The 12922-nt window shown below is 70.2% G+C and carries 30 protein-coding genes; all 30 read right to left on the bottom strand.

The annotated features are described in order from the left end of the window. Positions 1-955 precede the first annotated feature (955 nt). Positions 956-1279, bottom strand: a complete 324-nt coding sequence (locus HGA03_RS05960) for a DUF6221 family protein (protein WP_168629310.1) — start codon at positions 1277-1279, stop codon at positions 956-958. Then, complete coding sequence (locus tag HGA03_RS05955; protein WP_168629309.1) at positions 1276-2013, bottom strand: hypothetical protein; 738 nt, start codon at positions 2011-2013, stop codon at positions 1276-1278. The genes HGA03_RS05960 and HGA03_RS05955 overlap by 4 nt, the downstream gene beginning before the upstream one ends. Continuing rightward, positions 2010-2366 (bottom strand): peptide chain release factor family protein, encoded by a 357-nt coding sequence (locus HGA03_RS05950; protein WP_168629308.1) that lies wholly within the window; start codon positions 2364-2366, stop codon positions 2010-2012. Before HGA03_RS05950 ends, HGA03_RS05955 begins: the two co-directional genes overlap by 4 nt. Positions 2367-2476: 110 nt before the next feature. Then, positions 2477-2671, bottom strand: a complete 195-nt coding sequence (locus tag HGA03_RS05945) for a hypothetical protein (RefSeq protein ID WP_168629307.1) — start codon at positions 2669-2671, stop codon at positions 2477-2479. Continuing rightward, positions 2668-2859: a hypothetical protein gene (locus HGA03_RS05940; RefSeq protein ID WP_168629306.1), complete on the bottom strand. Its 192-nt coding sequence runs from the start codon at positions 2857-2859 to the stop codon at positions 2668-2670. The genes HGA03_RS05945 and HGA03_RS05940 overlap by 4 nt, the downstream gene beginning before the upstream one ends. Continuing rightward, the gene (locus HGA03_RS05935) at positions 2856-3326 is read right to left on the bottom strand and encodes a hypothetical protein (RefSeq protein ID WP_168629305.1); all 471 of its coding nucleotides are present in this window, start codon (positions 3324-3326) and stop codon (positions 2856-2858) included. Before HGA03_RS05935 ends, HGA03_RS05940 begins: the two co-directional genes overlap by 4 nt. Before the next feature lie 133 nt (positions 3327-3459). Continuing rightward, positions 3460-4134 (bottom strand): hypothetical protein, encoded by a 675-nt coding sequence (locus tag HGA03_RS05930; protein WP_168629304.1) that lies wholly within the window; start codon positions 4132-4134, stop codon positions 3460-3462. After that, positions 4134-4373 (bottom strand): hypothetical protein, encoded by a 240-nt coding sequence (locus HGA03_RS05925; protein ID WP_168629303.1) that lies wholly within the window; start codon positions 4371-4373, stop codon positions 4134-4136. Before HGA03_RS05925 ends, HGA03_RS05930 begins: the two co-directional genes overlap by 1 nt. A gap of 199 nt (positions 4374-4572) precedes the next feature. Then, the gene (locus tag HGA03_RS05920) at positions 4573-4878 is read right to left on the bottom strand and encodes a hypothetical protein (protein ID WP_168629302.1); all 306 of its coding nucleotides are present in this window, start codon (positions 4876-4878) and stop codon (positions 4573-4575) included. Continuing rightward, positions 4875-5318 carry a hypothetical protein gene (locus HGA03_RS05915; RefSeq protein ID WP_168629301.1) on the bottom strand — a complete coding sequence of 148 codons (444 nt, stop codon included), beginning with the start codon at positions 5316-5318 and terminating at the stop codon, positions 4875-4877. The genes HGA03_RS05920 and HGA03_RS05915 overlap by 4 nt, the downstream gene beginning before the upstream one ends. After that, positions 5315-5917 carry a hypothetical protein gene (locus HGA03_RS05910; RefSeq protein ID WP_168629300.1) on the bottom strand — a complete coding sequence of 201 codons (603 nt, stop codon included), beginning with the start codon at positions 5915-5917 and terminating at the stop codon, positions 5315-5317. The genes HGA03_RS05915 and HGA03_RS05910 overlap by 4 nt, the downstream gene beginning before the upstream one ends. Next, positions 5917-6300, bottom strand: a complete 384-nt coding sequence (locus HGA03_RS05905) for a DUF4326 domain-containing protein (RefSeq protein ID WP_168629299.1) — start codon at positions 6298-6300, stop codon at positions 5917-5919. Before HGA03_RS05905 ends, HGA03_RS05910 begins: the two co-directional genes overlap by 1 nt. Next, entirely contained in the window at positions 6300-6473 is a 174-nt protein-coding gene (locus HGA03_RS05900; RefSeq protein WP_168629298.1) for a hypothetical protein, read from the bottom strand. Before HGA03_RS05900 ends, HGA03_RS05905 begins: the two co-directional genes overlap by 1 nt. Next, the gene (locus tag HGA03_RS05895; RefSeq protein ID WP_168629297.1) at positions 6470-6832 is read right to left on the bottom strand and encodes a hypothetical protein; all 363 of its coding nucleotides are present in this window, start codon (positions 6830-6832) and stop codon (positions 6470-6472) included. Before HGA03_RS05895 ends, HGA03_RS05900 begins: the two co-directional genes overlap by 4 nt. Further along, positions 6829-7230 carry a single-stranded DNA-binding protein gene (locus HGA03_RS05890; protein WP_168629296.1) on the bottom strand — a complete coding sequence of 134 codons (402 nt, stop codon included), beginning with the start codon at positions 7228-7230 and terminating at the stop codon, positions 6829-6831. Before HGA03_RS05890 ends, HGA03_RS05895 begins: the two co-directional genes overlap by 4 nt. Positions 7231-7435: 205 nt before the next feature. Further along, positions 7436-7816 carry a WhiB family transcriptional regulator gene (locus HGA03_RS05885; RefSeq protein ID WP_168629295.1) on the bottom strand — a complete coding sequence of 127 codons (381 nt, stop codon included), beginning with the start codon at positions 7814-7816 and terminating at the stop codon, positions 7436-7438. Beyond that, positions 7813-8454, bottom strand: a complete 642-nt coding sequence (locus tag HGA03_RS05880) for a DNA cytosine methyltransferase (RefSeq protein ID WP_168629294.1) — start codon at positions 8452-8454, stop codon at positions 7813-7815. Before HGA03_RS05880 ends, HGA03_RS05885 begins: the two co-directional genes overlap by 4 nt. Continuing rightward, complete coding sequence (locus HGA03_RS05875) at positions 8451-8630, bottom strand: hypothetical protein (RefSeq protein ID WP_168629293.1); 180 nt, start codon at positions 8628-8630, stop codon at positions 8451-8453. The genes HGA03_RS05880 and HGA03_RS05875 overlap by 4 nt, the downstream gene beginning before the upstream one ends. 72 nt (positions 8631-8702) lie before the next feature. Next, positions 8703-8894 (bottom strand): hypothetical protein, encoded by a 192-nt coding sequence (locus tag HGA03_RS05870; RefSeq protein ID WP_168629292.1) that lies wholly within the window; start codon positions 8892-8894, stop codon positions 8703-8705. Between the two features lie 133 nt (positions 8895-9027). Then, positions 9028-9309 carry a hypothetical protein gene (locus HGA03_RS05865; protein ID WP_168629291.1) on the bottom strand — a complete coding sequence of 94 codons (282 nt, stop codon included), beginning with the start codon at positions 9307-9309 and terminating at the stop codon, positions 9028-9030. After that, positions 9306-9848: a hypothetical protein gene (locus HGA03_RS05860; protein WP_168629290.1), complete on the bottom strand. Its 543-nt coding sequence runs from the start codon at positions 9846-9848 to the stop codon at positions 9306-9308. Before HGA03_RS05860 ends, HGA03_RS05865 begins: the two co-directional genes overlap by 4 nt. Further along, positions 9849-10700, bottom strand: coding sequence for a PD-(D/E)XK nuclease-like domain-containing protein (locus tag HGA03_RS05855; protein ID WP_168629289.1), 852 nt, complete (start codon positions 10698-10700; stop codon positions 9849-9851). After that, positions 10697-10936, bottom strand: a complete 240-nt coding sequence (locus HGA03_RS05850; RefSeq protein ID WP_168629288.1) for a hypothetical protein — start codon at positions 10934-10936, stop codon at positions 10697-10699. Before HGA03_RS05850 ends, HGA03_RS05855 begins: the two co-directional genes overlap by 4 nt. Further along, positions 10933-11073 carry a hypothetical protein gene (locus tag HGA03_RS05845; protein ID WP_168629287.1) on the bottom strand — a complete coding sequence of 47 codons (141 nt, stop codon included), beginning with the start codon at positions 11071-11073 and terminating at the stop codon, positions 10933-10935. The genes HGA03_RS05850 and HGA03_RS05845 overlap by 4 nt, the downstream gene beginning before the upstream one ends. Next, on the bottom strand, positions 11070-11402 hold the full coding sequence (locus HGA03_RS05840) for a hypothetical protein (protein ID WP_168629286.1): 333 nt from the start codon (positions 11400-11402) through the stop codon (positions 11070-11072). Before HGA03_RS05840 ends, HGA03_RS05845 begins: the two co-directional genes overlap by 4 nt. Beyond that, a complete protein-coding gene (locus tag HGA03_RS05835) occupies positions 11399-11692 on the bottom strand; it encodes a hypothetical protein (RefSeq protein WP_168629285.1) in 294 nt (97 codons plus the stop codon). Before HGA03_RS05835 ends, HGA03_RS05840 begins: the two co-directional genes overlap by 4 nt. Further along, complete coding sequence (locus HGA03_RS05830; RefSeq protein ID WP_168629284.1) at positions 11689-12240, bottom strand: hypothetical protein; 552 nt, start codon at positions 12238-12240, stop codon at positions 11689-11691. The genes HGA03_RS05835 and HGA03_RS05830 overlap by 4 nt, the downstream gene beginning before the upstream one ends. Beyond that, positions 12237-12452 carry a hypothetical protein gene (locus HGA03_RS05825; protein WP_168629283.1) on the bottom strand — a complete coding sequence of 72 codons (216 nt, stop codon included), beginning with the start codon at positions 12450-12452 and terminating at the stop codon, positions 12237-12239. Before HGA03_RS05825 ends, HGA03_RS05830 begins: the two co-directional genes overlap by 4 nt. Further along, a complete protein-coding gene (locus HGA03_RS05820) occupies positions 12449-12607 on the bottom strand; it encodes a hypothetical protein (protein WP_168629282.1) in 159 nt (52 codons plus the stop codon). The genes HGA03_RS05825 and HGA03_RS05820 overlap by 4 nt, the downstream gene beginning before the upstream one ends. Further along, entirely contained in the window at positions 12604-12918 is a 315-nt protein-coding gene (locus tag HGA03_RS05815) for a DUF7574 domain-containing protein (protein ID WP_168629281.1), read from the bottom strand. The genes HGA03_RS05820 and HGA03_RS05815 overlap by 4 nt, the downstream gene beginning before the upstream one ends. Positions 12919-12922 lie beyond the last annotated feature (4 nt).

The following is a 12922-nucleotide window of genomic DNA, read 5'->3' as shown; positions in this document are numbered from 1 at the left end:
GGCATCGAACTCCGCCGCCTTGCGCGAGCCGGAGAAGGGTCAAGCGAGGGTCATGGGCGTGGGAGGTCCCGGAAGGTCTGAACCCTCCGCACATCAGAGCGCCCTCCCCGGCGGTCCGCTCGGGTGCCGCCTGGGGGTCACCCCCTGGGGTCTAGGTCAGCCGTGCGCCGCGCGAATGCAAAGTCAGAGTCAAGACTGCGTCGCTCGTCCGCGTCGTCCGCCGTCGCTGCGGTTGCACGGCAGGCACTGCGGTCCGCGGTAGCTGCGTCGGTCGTCGGTGTGCCCGAGGTCCCAAGGGCTGCCGTTGAGCAGCACTCCGCAGGTCGCGCAGTAGACGCGCTCGCCCGAGTCCATCCGCGCCTGCCATCCGGCACGTGCCCGGTCGTGGGTGGCGTCGTACCCTCGCGCCTGCCTGCTGCCCCGACGCCGCTCGTAGGAGCGCGCGTGCCGGCCGCAGTAGCGCTCGCCCCGGGTCAGGATCACGGGGCACGCTCGGGTGCGCCCGTCCACCTCGTCCCGCCCTGGGCACCTGCGGCCGGCCATGTGCAGCCTCCGAGGTCAGGTGTCGGGCGCGTGCGGCGGGTGTGCCGCGCTTGCCCCCACTCCGCTCTCGGCTCGCCCCGCATCCATCCGCCGTGTGCCGAGGGTCCAGGTGAGCGGGTGGGGTGTTCATGCCGGGGGAGTGCCACTCGACCCCGGGTACGACGAAGGCCCGGTCTCTGTGGAGTGCCGGGCCTCATCTCATGGACGTAGTCCACTCAATCACATAGTCCTGCTCATTCGGCGACCTGTCAAGCCGCTCCTCTCGTGAGCTTGCGGTCCAGCCATCGAACCACCGGGGTGAGTGCATCGACGATCGCACGCCCGAAGTCATGGAACGCTCGATGCGCCTCGTGCCGCTGAGCAAGCCACGGGGTCTCATCCGGGCCGATCTCGTCACACCAATCGCAGCCGGTCACGCCCGCCACTCCTCCCGGTAGTCCGGGTGGTCGGCGTAGGGCAGGGCGAGCAGTTCGAGAATCGGCCCGGCGTAGTCGTACCCAATCCGCTCGTGCTCCGTGATCGTCGCAACGATCCGCCGCTTCGCCCCGCACTCGGCCAGGACGCGTCTCGACGACCACCGGTGCACGTGTTCGGCGTCGGCTCGGGTCAGCCCTCGACCGCGGAGAGCGCCCACGGTGTGCCACTCTGACTCGATGCCGAGAAGTCCGAGTGCTTGGTGGGCCTCGTACTCGTCCTCCGCGATCCGCGCCAGCAGGAACTCGGTTAGGTCGCTCACGCCGCCACCCTCCTTCGCTTGCCCGCTTCCGCCAGCGCCTTCGCTTCGGCCAGCCGGTACAGCTCCTCGCCCGGGACGGCGGGTCGCAACTTCGGGTGCTCCCCGCTAGCCCACCTCCGCACCGTACCCGCTGGCACCTTCACCCCGAGCACGTTCAGCGCCCGCGGCAACTCGGCCAGCGTCATCAGCCGAGCGGACATCTCCCGATCAAGGAACTCTCGCTGCTCGACGTGGGTGTACTCGCGCCCGCACTCGGGGCATCGTCCCTCGGTCCGGCCCTCCCGGAGGTAGAGCTCCCCGCCGCAGTTGTCGCCCTGGCACGGGCCGACGTAGGTGGCCGGCGCGGGCTTCTCCAGCGCCTTCTCCGCCTTCCATCGCCACTCGTGCGCGTCGTCGCAGAACCCGAGCGCCATCATCGGGTCCTCGTCCGCGGTGAAGTGCCCGTACCGCTGGGCCACCTCCTTGAGCAGCCCGGGCATCGCGGAGGTGGTGGGCTCCCAGTCGGTCTCGTCCATGAGGATGTGCGCGTAGAACCGGGCCACGTTGTCCTCGATGGACATCAGCAGGTCGGAGATCCCGACGTCGATGGGCGCGTGGCCGTCGTCAGATCCGCTCGGCATGCCGGTGAGCGCGTTGCCGCCCCCTGGTCGCAGGCGGGCCCGGAGGTCATCCCAGTGCGCGACGATCCAGAGCAGGTCGTCGCGCGCGTTGAGGGCGGTGACGTTGTCGATCACGCGACGACCTCCCACCCGCTCGGTCCACGCACTTCGGTGCGCGTCACGGCGGGGTCGTTCAACTCGGCCTCGATTTCGGCCAGGAGCTGCTCATCGGACTTGCGGCGGCCGGTCTGCACAGCGACCCAGTAGCGGAACGCGGGGGAGTGGGCCATGCGCTCGAAGGCGGCGCGCTTGTTCTGGCGCTGGGACCTCTCCTCGCGGGATTCGCCGCGGGCGCCGGAAGGGTGGTGGATCACCCGTACGCCGGAGTCGGTCTTGTTCTGGTGCTGTCCACCCTTGCCGCCGGCGCGGAAGGTCTGGACTTCGCAGTCGCGGATCGTGACGGTGAGGATGGGCGCGCGGTCAGTCATGTTGTTCAATCCCTCGAACTCGTGTGGCGGGGCACAAGTTGCGGGACTAGTACGTCGCCGTACCACCCTCGCGGAGTTGTCCAGATTCTACAGTTCCGCCCCCAAATGACCTAACCACCACGCACCTCGTACCGGGTGATCCCGCGCGTCTCGACCGCGATCCGCACCGCGAGCTCGTCCACGTCCCCGAGTTGCACAGTCACGACGTCCCGGCGCCTTTCCCAGTCCATCGGCACCCCGAGGTCCCGGGTGGCGGCGTGCAGGGCCAGCCACCACCCGGGAGTCGCGGGCAGGGTGAGGGTCACCGCGGGTCTCCGTAGACCTGCCTGAGCGCGCGGTCTGCTGCTCGCCAGAGTTGGCACTCTTCGGCCTGACGCAGTCGCTCGTTGCGGACCATGAGGCGCGACCACTGGCCGAAGTAGGCCTGGATGTTCTCGATCCGCCGAGCGGCGTCGATGGCCCTTGCCCAGGGGTCTCCGTTGAACTCGCTCACGACTCACCCCCGGCGGCGATGCGGTTGGCGCGGGCACGAACGATGTCGGAGAAGTAGTCGCACGCGAACTGGTCTCCCGCGTCGATCGCGTCCGCCGCCTCCCGCAGCGCCCTCGCCGCCACCTGTGCTTCGCGCTCGGCCAGCCAGTCGGCAGCGAGAGCCGGGTCGTCCGCGAGGCCTTGCGTCACCGCGGTCTCGAACCCCTCGTTGAACCATGCGGCGTGGGCTTCGGAGTCGCCGTAGTGCATGCGAACGACGGTCGGCTCGGACGTCACCAGCAGCCCGGCCGCAGCAAGCATGTCGGCCCGGAGTTCGTAGGCCACGCGCTCATCGTCGCGCTCCGAACCTCCCATGTCGGCCCACATCGCGTCGCGTCGCTCGCGTGGGACTTCGCCCTGGTCGAAGTCCCAGAGCATCCGGGCGGCCCGGTCACGCACCTCCGTCGCGGTCGGCGTCTCGGCGCTCACGACTCGCACACCTTCGTGTGCTGGTCCGCGCGGTCGCGTCCGCCGATAGCGCCAGCCAGGATGACGAGTCCGCAGTTGCGGCACCGCCGGAACGGGAGGGCCGTGACGCACGCCCACGCCCACCGCGCGGCACTCATCCCTGCACCTCAACCCCGGCAGTCCGGAGCCAGTCCAGGACCGTTGTGGCGGGACGACCGCTCTCGGATGCCAGCGTGCGCACCTGCTCGACGCTCACCGTCGGCGCGGCGTCACCCCGGGCGGCCAGGACTGTGTCCAGGAGGTGGTCCGCGATGGCCTGCCCCTGCCGCGGGCCGGAGTACGGGCCGTGAGCGTTCATTGCGTCCCGCATCCCCTGCTCACAGGACCGCGCCAGCGCCTCCCGGTCCACCGCCTCCCCGGCACGGGCGGCAGCGAGGGCGTGAATCGCCGCCGCGTCCCGGACGAACTGCTCCGACTCCGGATCGATGAGCCAGTCGCCATCCTCGGTCCGCCAGGACTCCGGGTCCATGCGCGAGAGCAGTGCGGCCCGCTCCACGGCGTCACCGTCCACCGGGGCCGCGTGCGGGCCGTCCGGGCGCTCAATGGCGTCCGCGGCGTCCGCGAGTAGCTGCACGACCATCGCCGTGACGCCCGAGCCCCACAGCCCGCGAACAGCGTCGTCTCGGTGCTCGATGTTCCGGACGGCCGATCGCAGGTAGTCCGCGTCAGCCTTGTCTGCCGGGACCCCGATCGGGCCGTGCACGACGTGCGGACGGCGCACCGTGATGGTCTCGCCGACGCGGGGCGTGGGCTGGTCGGTGGCGGTCATCACGCCATCTCCGGGTTGTTGTCGGAGCTGTAGTCGATGACGTTCAGCGCCTCGACCTTGAGCGTGAAGCTGAGCTCTACGTCGGGGTCGTCACCGACATAGCCGGTGACCTGGATGCACCCAGGAGCGACCATCGGGGATCGCACGCTGGTCTCGTCGATAGTGAAGCCCTCGTAGTCCTCATGCAGGCTTCCGTGGATCTGCCGGGCGATGTGCTCGGCGGTGATCTCGGTGCTCATCGGTCGTTCTCCTTCGTATCGTCGTGCTGGGCGTGCCGGTCGCACATGTCCTGCATGGCGGCCTGTCGTGTGGGTCGGGATGGGGCGCCGGGGTAGCGGGCGCGGTAGGCGGGTGGTCCGAGTGCGAACCGGGGGCCGGCGACGGTGGTGCTGGTGCCGAGTCCGTGGGTCCAGCCGCAGCGGGGGCAGGGTGGGGTGATCACGGGGTGGTCCGATCGGCCGCTTCGCTCGCCCGGCGCCAGATGTCATCGCACATCGAGAGGTGTGCGGCGATGTCGCGCGCATGTGCGGCGGTCTTCTCGGCTGGATACTGCGCGGCATGAATGCGGGCTCGCCTGATCGGGCCGTCTGCCAGCAGAAGCGGGTGTGCGAGGCTGCCGGCCTGCGTCAGAAGCGCCGAGTAGGCGACTCGGGCCGCCTGCCAGTGCTCCATGAACTCGGCGTTGGCCCGGTCGAGAGCCAGCGGAGACTCGGGGTCCGGTTCGGGGACAAGACGCAGGGTCACTTCTCCTCCTGGTGTCGGATGGCGGCGCGTGCACGTCGTGCGCCGCGGGCATTGGTCTCGATGCGGTCGGGGTCGTCGCGCTGCCACCCCTGCCCCTCGTACCCGTCCCCGCCCTTGCGATCGGCGAGGCACATGGGGCACAGGCCGTCGCTGACCCGGGTGTCGACAAGGTGGAGCTCGCACTTGGGCCGGCGGGAGTCGCGGACCTGCTGCAGGTCGGGTGCGAGCCAGTGCGGGCCGTCCTCGGCGAGGATCGCGGGGGTGCGCAGGTCGTCGCGGCGCGTGAGGCGGATCAGGGCCAGGGCGAGGTCGTCGGCGGGGGCGCGGTCCTTCGCGGCGTAGATGGCGGCACGGATGCCGGGGATGTCCCAGCTGGGTCGGAGCGAAGCGACGAGCTGTGCGAGGTGCTGGGCCTGGGTGCTGGTGATCGTCTGCATCATCGCCCGACCTGACCGGTGTGCTCGGAGGCCGCCTCGCCCGAGTTATCCACAGGCTCGTCGCGCCCTACGGAAGGTGACGATGAATGCATGCTGTTGGATCGCTCTCTCTTCTCTACCTCTTCCTCTACCTCTGCGATGCGAAGCGATCGGTGGGACCGATCGGTAGACCGATCGGTGACCGACTCGGTAGCGATCGGTGGGCAGAACTCGCAGTCGTCCGAGCGTCGGCCGTTCGTGTGCCACCGGTTGTGGTTGCCCAGCGACCCGCCGCGGGACTGCTGCCGGGCGCCCTGGGCCTCTGATCTGGGGTTCCACTTCGACCAGGACCGGATCAGCCACCCGCCGTCGACCTGCTCCCACAGGCCCTTGCGGACGAGGGTCGAGGCGTGCTTGGCCGGGTTGGGGATGCCCACGGCGACGACGGGCAGGTCGTAGTCCGGCACTAGACCGGAGCTGCGCATGCGCTTGACGTACGCCAGACCTCGGATGAACAGCAGCTCGGCCGCCGGTCCACTCGCCCTCAAGGCGCGGTCGTGCGCGAAGTTGACGTCGAGCGGGACGAACTCGCCGGGGATGCGAGGGCCCGAATCGCGGGCCATCAGACGTCCTCCTCTGGTGGGTTCGCCAGCTCCAGGAGCACGTCCGCGTGGCACTGGTAGTAGCCGTCCTCGCTGAGCCCCAGCGGGCACCAGCAGGCGAGGTCGAGGCCGTGCAAGAGCTGAACCTGGGCGAGCATCCAAGCCCGTGCTGCGGCGAACTCACGGACGGAGAACTCGCCGGCGAGCCAGCCGCGGAACGCACCTACCGCTGCCGCGCGGTGCGGGATGTCGAGGATGCCGATCCCGGTGCCGTCATCGGTGCAGACGTACTCCTCGCCGACCTTGAACGGGTTGCCCCACCGCGATGGCCGGGCGACGATCACCGCGTCCGGGTTGTCGGCTCGCCAGGGGCGCTGACGGGACATCTGGATGCGCTTCGGCATCACCGCACCTCCTTCTTGTCGTAGCCGGACAGCCGGTGGTCGTAGAGCTGCTCGTGTCGCCGCCGGCCGTCGAGGGTGGCGGTCTCCATCTGCCCGCACTCGCTGCAGCGCACGAGAACGCCCTCGGAGATGGCGCGGGCGATGGCCTGCACGGCCTGCTGGTCGCGGGTCATGGCCGCTCCCCGGTCAGGAGCGCGACCAGGTCCCCGAGGGTGCAGGTGACGTACTGCTCGGCCGGGTTCTGGGTGCCGCGACGCTTGTGGATCACGAGTCCCACGAGCGCGTCGTCGTTGCCGGCCTCGATGTGGGCTTCCTTGACCCATCCGGACAGGTCGAGTCGGGAGACGTCCTTGAGCTCCAGCACGATCCGACGGCCGCGGTGCCGCACGCCGGTGATGTCGCCCCGGTCCTTGGCCCCGGTCTTCACGCGCCGATCGATGCGGTCGTCGTTGAAGACGTGGGCCAGGTAGTCGGCGATGGACCGCTCGAAGCGGGTCCCGGCCGACCTGGCGGATGCTCGATTGCGGGTCACGCCGACACCTCCGCTGGCGGCTCCTGCGCGGTGGCCCACGGGTCCTCGCCCTGCGTCGCGGTCTGCTGCTGGCGTCGGTCGTGCCACCCGATGGTGTGCACGCGCACGTCGTTGCTGGTGCGGCCGCCGGATGGGGTGTCGTAGGGCCGGTGGGTGAGCTCCCCGGTGACGGTGACCCGGACGCCGCGCTTGAGCACGCCCGCCTCGGCCAGCGCCTCGGCCATGGATCCCCAGATGGCGAGCTGGTACCAATCGGTGGGGCCGTCGTCGATCCACTCGTTGCCCTGGCGCTTGCGCTTGGTGGTGCCGAGCCTGGTGTTCAGGACCGGGCTGCCGGATGGCGTGTACCTGAGCTCGGCGTCGGCGCCGAGGTTCCCGGTGACGGTGATCGTGGTCATGCTGCTCTCCTGCGGGGCGCGATGAGTGGGGTGATGGCTGAGGTGGGGAGGTCGAGCGCTTCGGCCACCTCCGCGTGCGTCGACCCGGCATGGACCATGCGGCGGGCGATGAGGGCGATCCGCTCACCGACGCCCTCGACGGCGTCGCGGTCGTCGCGGGTCAGCTCGGCGGCGAGGGTCGGGTCGAGGGCGACGAGCTCGCGGGTTAGGCGGGCGCGCCCCCGGCGCAGGTCGCGGATGCGCTGCTGGCGGGTCGGAGTCGCGACTCACCTCCATGACGCACCCATCGACGCTGCCGGCGGATCTCGCGCAGCCGGTCGTCCTCGTCGCGGCCGGCCCAGATGCCGTAGCGCTGCCGGGTGGCGGTCGCGTACTGGTCACACAGGGCGGCGACCGGGCACTCGGCGCAGATGCTCCGGGCGATCCGGATCCGGGCTGCGCGCTCGGCGGGGTGCTCGGGGCCGTCCGGGGCGAAGAACAGGGACGGGTCCTCGCCGCGGCATGCGCCTTCCTGGCGCCAGTCGATCGGGACCTCGGGCGAAGCGCCGGCCGCGGTCGGGAAGGTGAGGTGTCGGATGTCGGTCATGCCGCCACCGCCTCGACGTGCGCGATGAGCTGGCGGCCGATGTGTTCGGTGTAGGCGGGCGGGATGGCCTCACGGAGCTCGTCGCGGGTCATCCATTGGATGCCCATCGCGTCGCGCGCGTCCTGTGCACCGGTGAAGTTCCCGACGACGTGCATGAAGTGTCCGCCCTGCAGTCGGCGGCCCATCTTCGTGAGGGGGGCGCTGTGTTCCGCGTGCGTCGGCGGCGTCAGTGGGATGCTGGACTCGAACAGTCGGTGCCGGTACACCCGCAGGCCGGGGAACGATGCGCCGCAGTAGGTGACCGGGTGGTTCAGCGGCGATCCGGGCACGTTCTCGATGACCCAGGGCTTGCCGATGAGCTCGAACGCCGAACGAGTTGCGGCGATGAAGTCAGGGTGGTCGTTGCCCTGGATGCGCTGAGCCAGCGTGTAGGCCTGACAGGGCGGAGAGGCGTGGAATGCGTCGAACTCGCCGTGGTGTTCAAGGAGGAACTTGAGCGCGTCGCCCTGATGGAACTCGAATGGATAGCGCGGCTGCGGGTCGATGTCGACCCCGACGACGTCGAAGCCTGCGCGGCGGTAGCCCATCGCAGCTCCGCCGGCGCAGCAGAACAGGTCGAGCATCCTGGGGGCGCTCATCCCCGACCACCCCGCCAGATCCCGATGGCGATGAGCGTGGCGATCGTGGCGATGGTGAGGACGGCGATCCACAGCCAGCCGGAGCGCAGGATGTCGCTGCTCGTGGTGGCGGCGGTCAGGGTGGTGGCGAGGATCGGGCGTGGTCGGGTGGGTACGGTAGGCGTGCTCGTCTGCATGACGAGTCCTCTCTGTGTGGAGGGCGCCGGTCCTGGTCTTCTTGGCGGGAGGGCAGGACCGGCGCGAGGGGTTCAGTTGTCGGCGGGCTGTTCGATGAGCTCGTAGTCGCGGCGGATGTAGCAGCCATACGACGCCCCACGGGCCCGGTAGTCGTGGCCTTCCCACCGCCAGTCGTCGCCCCGAACCTCGCGGACGATGCGTATGTGCCGACCGGTGCGCTTTCGCCGCCAGATCTGTCCGACCTCAATCTGCTGCTCGCTCATCGCCCCACCCCCGGCATGGACACGTGGACGTGGGCCCAGTTGCAGCGGCAGGTGGTCCGGGTGCATCCGCGGGTGAGGGAGTGCTCGCGTGCCGGGTGGTCGCAGCCGGGGCAGACGATCTGGTCGCCGGGCATCAGGAAGTCCTCCCCGCGCGCAGTCGCTCAGCCGCAGCTCGCTTTTGCTCGTCACTGAGCCCGGACTTGCGCTTGGCGCCACTCGCCGGGTTCCACTGGTCGGCGGGGATGGTGAACTCGGCCCACTCCGAACCGTCGTGGAAGCCGGACCGGACCTCGGTGAAGGAAGGGTGCCGGCGCATGCGCCCGATGTGTCGCCGCTGAGCCGACCAGATGCGCACCTCGGCGGCGTCGTCGGTCGAGCTGACGGTCGTCTCGCGCTCGCTCGCGTGCAGGCTCACGCCGCACCCCCCTCGGTCAGCTCGGCCACGCGCGCCTGGATCCGTGCGCGCTGCTCGGGGCCGGCGACCTTCCACGTCTCCCGCAGCCACGCGACGTCCGTGCTCGTGGCGATCTCGTGGGCGCTGAGGGTGGCGGACGGGGTGGGTGCGGCGTCGGGAAGCGGCTCGACGACGTGCGGGGCTCGCTTCCCCTTGGTCTCGGTCAGCACGAGAGTGGCGCGCTTCTCGATGTGCGACAGGTGGCTGATCTTGATTCCGCCGACCTTGATGCCGCCGAACTTCACCTCGGGGTCGCGGTACAGGGTCATCCTGCGCCCGGTGTAGGCGGACGACTCGGCGCCCCAGAGCTTCACCAGGACGCGCCGCTGGGTCTTGGACGGGCGGTACGGGCGGCCGGGGAACTCGCGCAGGTTGACGTTCACGGGCTGCTCAGCACTGCCGCCGGTCACAGACTCGACCGTCACCGTGACCGGACCAGCGAGCAGGTCCTCGGCGTTGAGCTGGTCGGACTTCGGGACGATCGTGGCGGTGAGGTCCACCTAGATCACCATCTCTTCCATGTCGTCGTCGGCGAGGTCGAACCACCAGGCCGGCATCTGGGTCGTGAGGACGTCGTCGCCGTAGGCGGGCCACGTGCCGGCCGCGACGCACTCGGCGTAGATCGCCCGGGCGCGTGCGGCGAGGTCGCGTGCGGCGATCCGCGTCACGTCGTCGAGTCGGTGGACGGCGACGAGGTGCGGTGCGCGCTTCTCCACGACGACGAACGTCATCGGGAGTCGCTCGCCGGTGACCCACTCGAAGGTGTCGGCGTAGTGGGCTTCCTGCACGGGGTATCCGTGCTTCGCTGCGTCGCGCCCGAACCCGATCGCGGACGCGCTCCCCGCCGTGGTCTTGAGGTCGACGAGCTGGGTGTCATCGAGGCGGTCGGCCCGGGCGCGGACCCTGACACCAGTGACGGGGTCGGTGGCGAACGCCGAGACCTCCGCGTCGCCGGGACGCTCGAAGATGGCCCGTGCTGCGGCGTGCGCGAGGACCGCTTCGGCCATCGCGTCGACCTTCGCCATGTCCGCACGCGAGACCGGGACCAGCCCGGCCGCGCGCTGCTCGGACTCCCACGCCACCGTCGCGGCCTTGGTGGACGGGTTCCCGGACGGGGTCAGGTGCTCGTCCGGGTAGGTGACCGCGGTGAGGCCGACACCCAGCACCTTCGCGTGGACGGCGTGGCCGACGTCGAAAGCGCGGGACTCGACGCGGTGTGCCTGCTCCCACTGGAACCGTGCAGGAGAATCGAGGATGCGCCGAACGCCGGTGGACGACAGCTCCGTGCGCGCGTGGTATTCGGCCTCGGGCAGGTCGTAGACGATGCCCTCGTAGATGACGTCGGCGCTCATTCGTCGTCTCCGTCCAGGCTGCTCGCGTACAGGTCGGCGCCGTACGCGACGAGGCCGGCCATGACGTGCGGTGAGGCGTCGGAGTGGGCGAGTGTGTAGTCGGTCTGCCGCTGTTCAACGCCGACAGACGCGGCCACGAGGAACCAGTCCGTGACGATCGCGACCTCGCCTGCGGCCTCGTCCTCGATGTGCGCGCGGACTGCGGCCTCGATGGCGCTCATGGTGGCGGCGCTCATGCTGCGTCTCCATCCGTGTACGGCTCGGCGAGGATCGCGTCCTCGGCGAGTGCTGCGAGCTCGGCGTCCTGCTCGGCCTCGATGCGGGCGTCGTGGGACTCCTGCCGGGCGGTCAGGTGGCGGTCGTAGGCGGTCACGGCTGGACCCCCAGGGCGGTGGCGATAGCGCGAACCGTCGGGCACGGGAACGGCAGCCAGGACGGGATGGGGGCGTCCAGCGGGTCGTCCCACTCGTCGTCGGTCTTGACCTGCGAGCACGTCATGCAGACGGCGACCCCGAGTGCCGTCCCGGGCACGTGCAGCTCCAGCACCGCCCGCAGCGCCGCGATGGCCCGCGGGAGTCGGGTGCCGGGAGTGTTGACCCAGGCGGCACCGCTGATGCGGATGTCGTAGCCCCAGGGCCCCGGGGTCGCGTCAGCGGCGGTCTCCTGCGCCGCGTCCAGCCACTCGGTGATCGGGGCGCTCATGCCGCACCGCCCATCGCGTCGACCGCGTCGCAGAGCCGCTTGACCGTCGGCCAGAACTCGCGCGGGGTCGGCTGGATCTCGTCGGTCATCAGCCGGCGCAGGTCGTGTGCTGCCTCGATCACGGCGTCACGTCGCGGGTCGTGCACGGCGGGGATGAACGACGCCGGGGTGTCGAGCTGGTCGATCGCCCGGTTCATCACGGACGCGAGCTGCTCGTGCACGGGTGGTGCGGTGTCGAGGCTGTCCGGATGGGTCGCGGTGACGCCGCCCGGGTAGGTGTGGATGGTCATGGGCGGGGCTCCTTCTTCCAGCCGTTGCGGATGAGGTAGCTGGCGATCTCGTCACTTGGGGTCGAGTACGGGTGCACCGCGCGGATCTCGGCGGCCAGCGCTTCCACCTGCGCCTCGTCGACGGGCGGGTGGGCGCGGTAGTACTCGGCGATTGCCAGGTACTCCAGGGCCATGCGGTGAGCGACGGACGCGGGGTCGTTCTGCGTCTCGAAGTAGCCCCGGATGAACTTTCCGCCGAGCGACGAGAACCACTCGTGCTCCTCGTCCCAGTCGACCTGCGGGATCTCGCTCCGCTCGATCACGATGGCGTCGGCGGGGTCGGGGTCGATTCCCGCGTCGCGCAGGAGCCGCCGGACGATGGGGGTGAGCGATCCGACTGCGGCGAAGTACAGGAGCGCCTGCAGCTTCTCGTCCGAGATACCCCCGTGCTGGCCGATGAGCACCGCTTGCCGGGCGAGCGCGATGGCTTCCTCGTGGCTGGTGGTCACGGCTCGCAGTTCGGACATGACGTCTATCCAGACTGTGATGTCCTTGAAGGGATCGCTCACCGCGCACCCCCGATCCGCTCGGCCGCGGTGCCCTCATGCGGGTGCGAGGCGAGCTGCAGCGGCGAGACCAGCCCGAGTAGGTCCTCGTCGGAGAGCACGGCCAGGTCGTCAGCCCGGCACTCGCGCACCGTCGGCATCGACTCCGGGAGGCCCATGTCCAGCGGCGCAGGGCCGAGAACATCGAGCACGCGGGCGATCAGCCGGCGGATCATCGGGTCACCGCCAGGAACAGGACCGCGCCGAACGCGGCGCCGAACCCGAGGGCCGAGGCCCACGCGGCCACGTTCACCGCGACCTGCGTGACCTTGTCGGCCATCGCCTTCGCGTCCGCCTCGATCAGGCGGGAAGTGGTGTCGGCGGCGGTCATCGGGACACCGCCTTTCGGGCCTTCTCGACCAGGTCCACGACGTTGGAATCGGTGACGTACTCGCCGTACGCCTCCTTCATCCGGCCGCGAAGGTGGTTGCGGAGACCGGTGATCGTGGTGCGTGTGAGGTCGTTCCTGCCGGTGCCCTCGAACGGGCTCGGGCAGGAGCACCCAGAGTCGTCCGCGTAGTAGAGGTGCCGGGCCTCATCGACCCACACGACGGTCAGGTCGAACTCGTAGGCGCCGGACGAGTAGTCCAGCTCGCCGACGGTGGTGAGCCCGAACTTCTCCGGGTCGTAGTAGAGATTCACGGTG

Origin of the sequence: Cellulomonas denverensis (assembly GCF_012396125.1) — a bacterium.
GTDB classification, from domain to species: domain Bacteria; phylum Actinomycetota; class Actinomycetes; order Actinomycetales; family Cellulomonadaceae; genus Cellulomonas; species Cellulomonas denverensis.
This window is presented reverse-complemented; position numbering and strand designations above follow the sequence as displayed.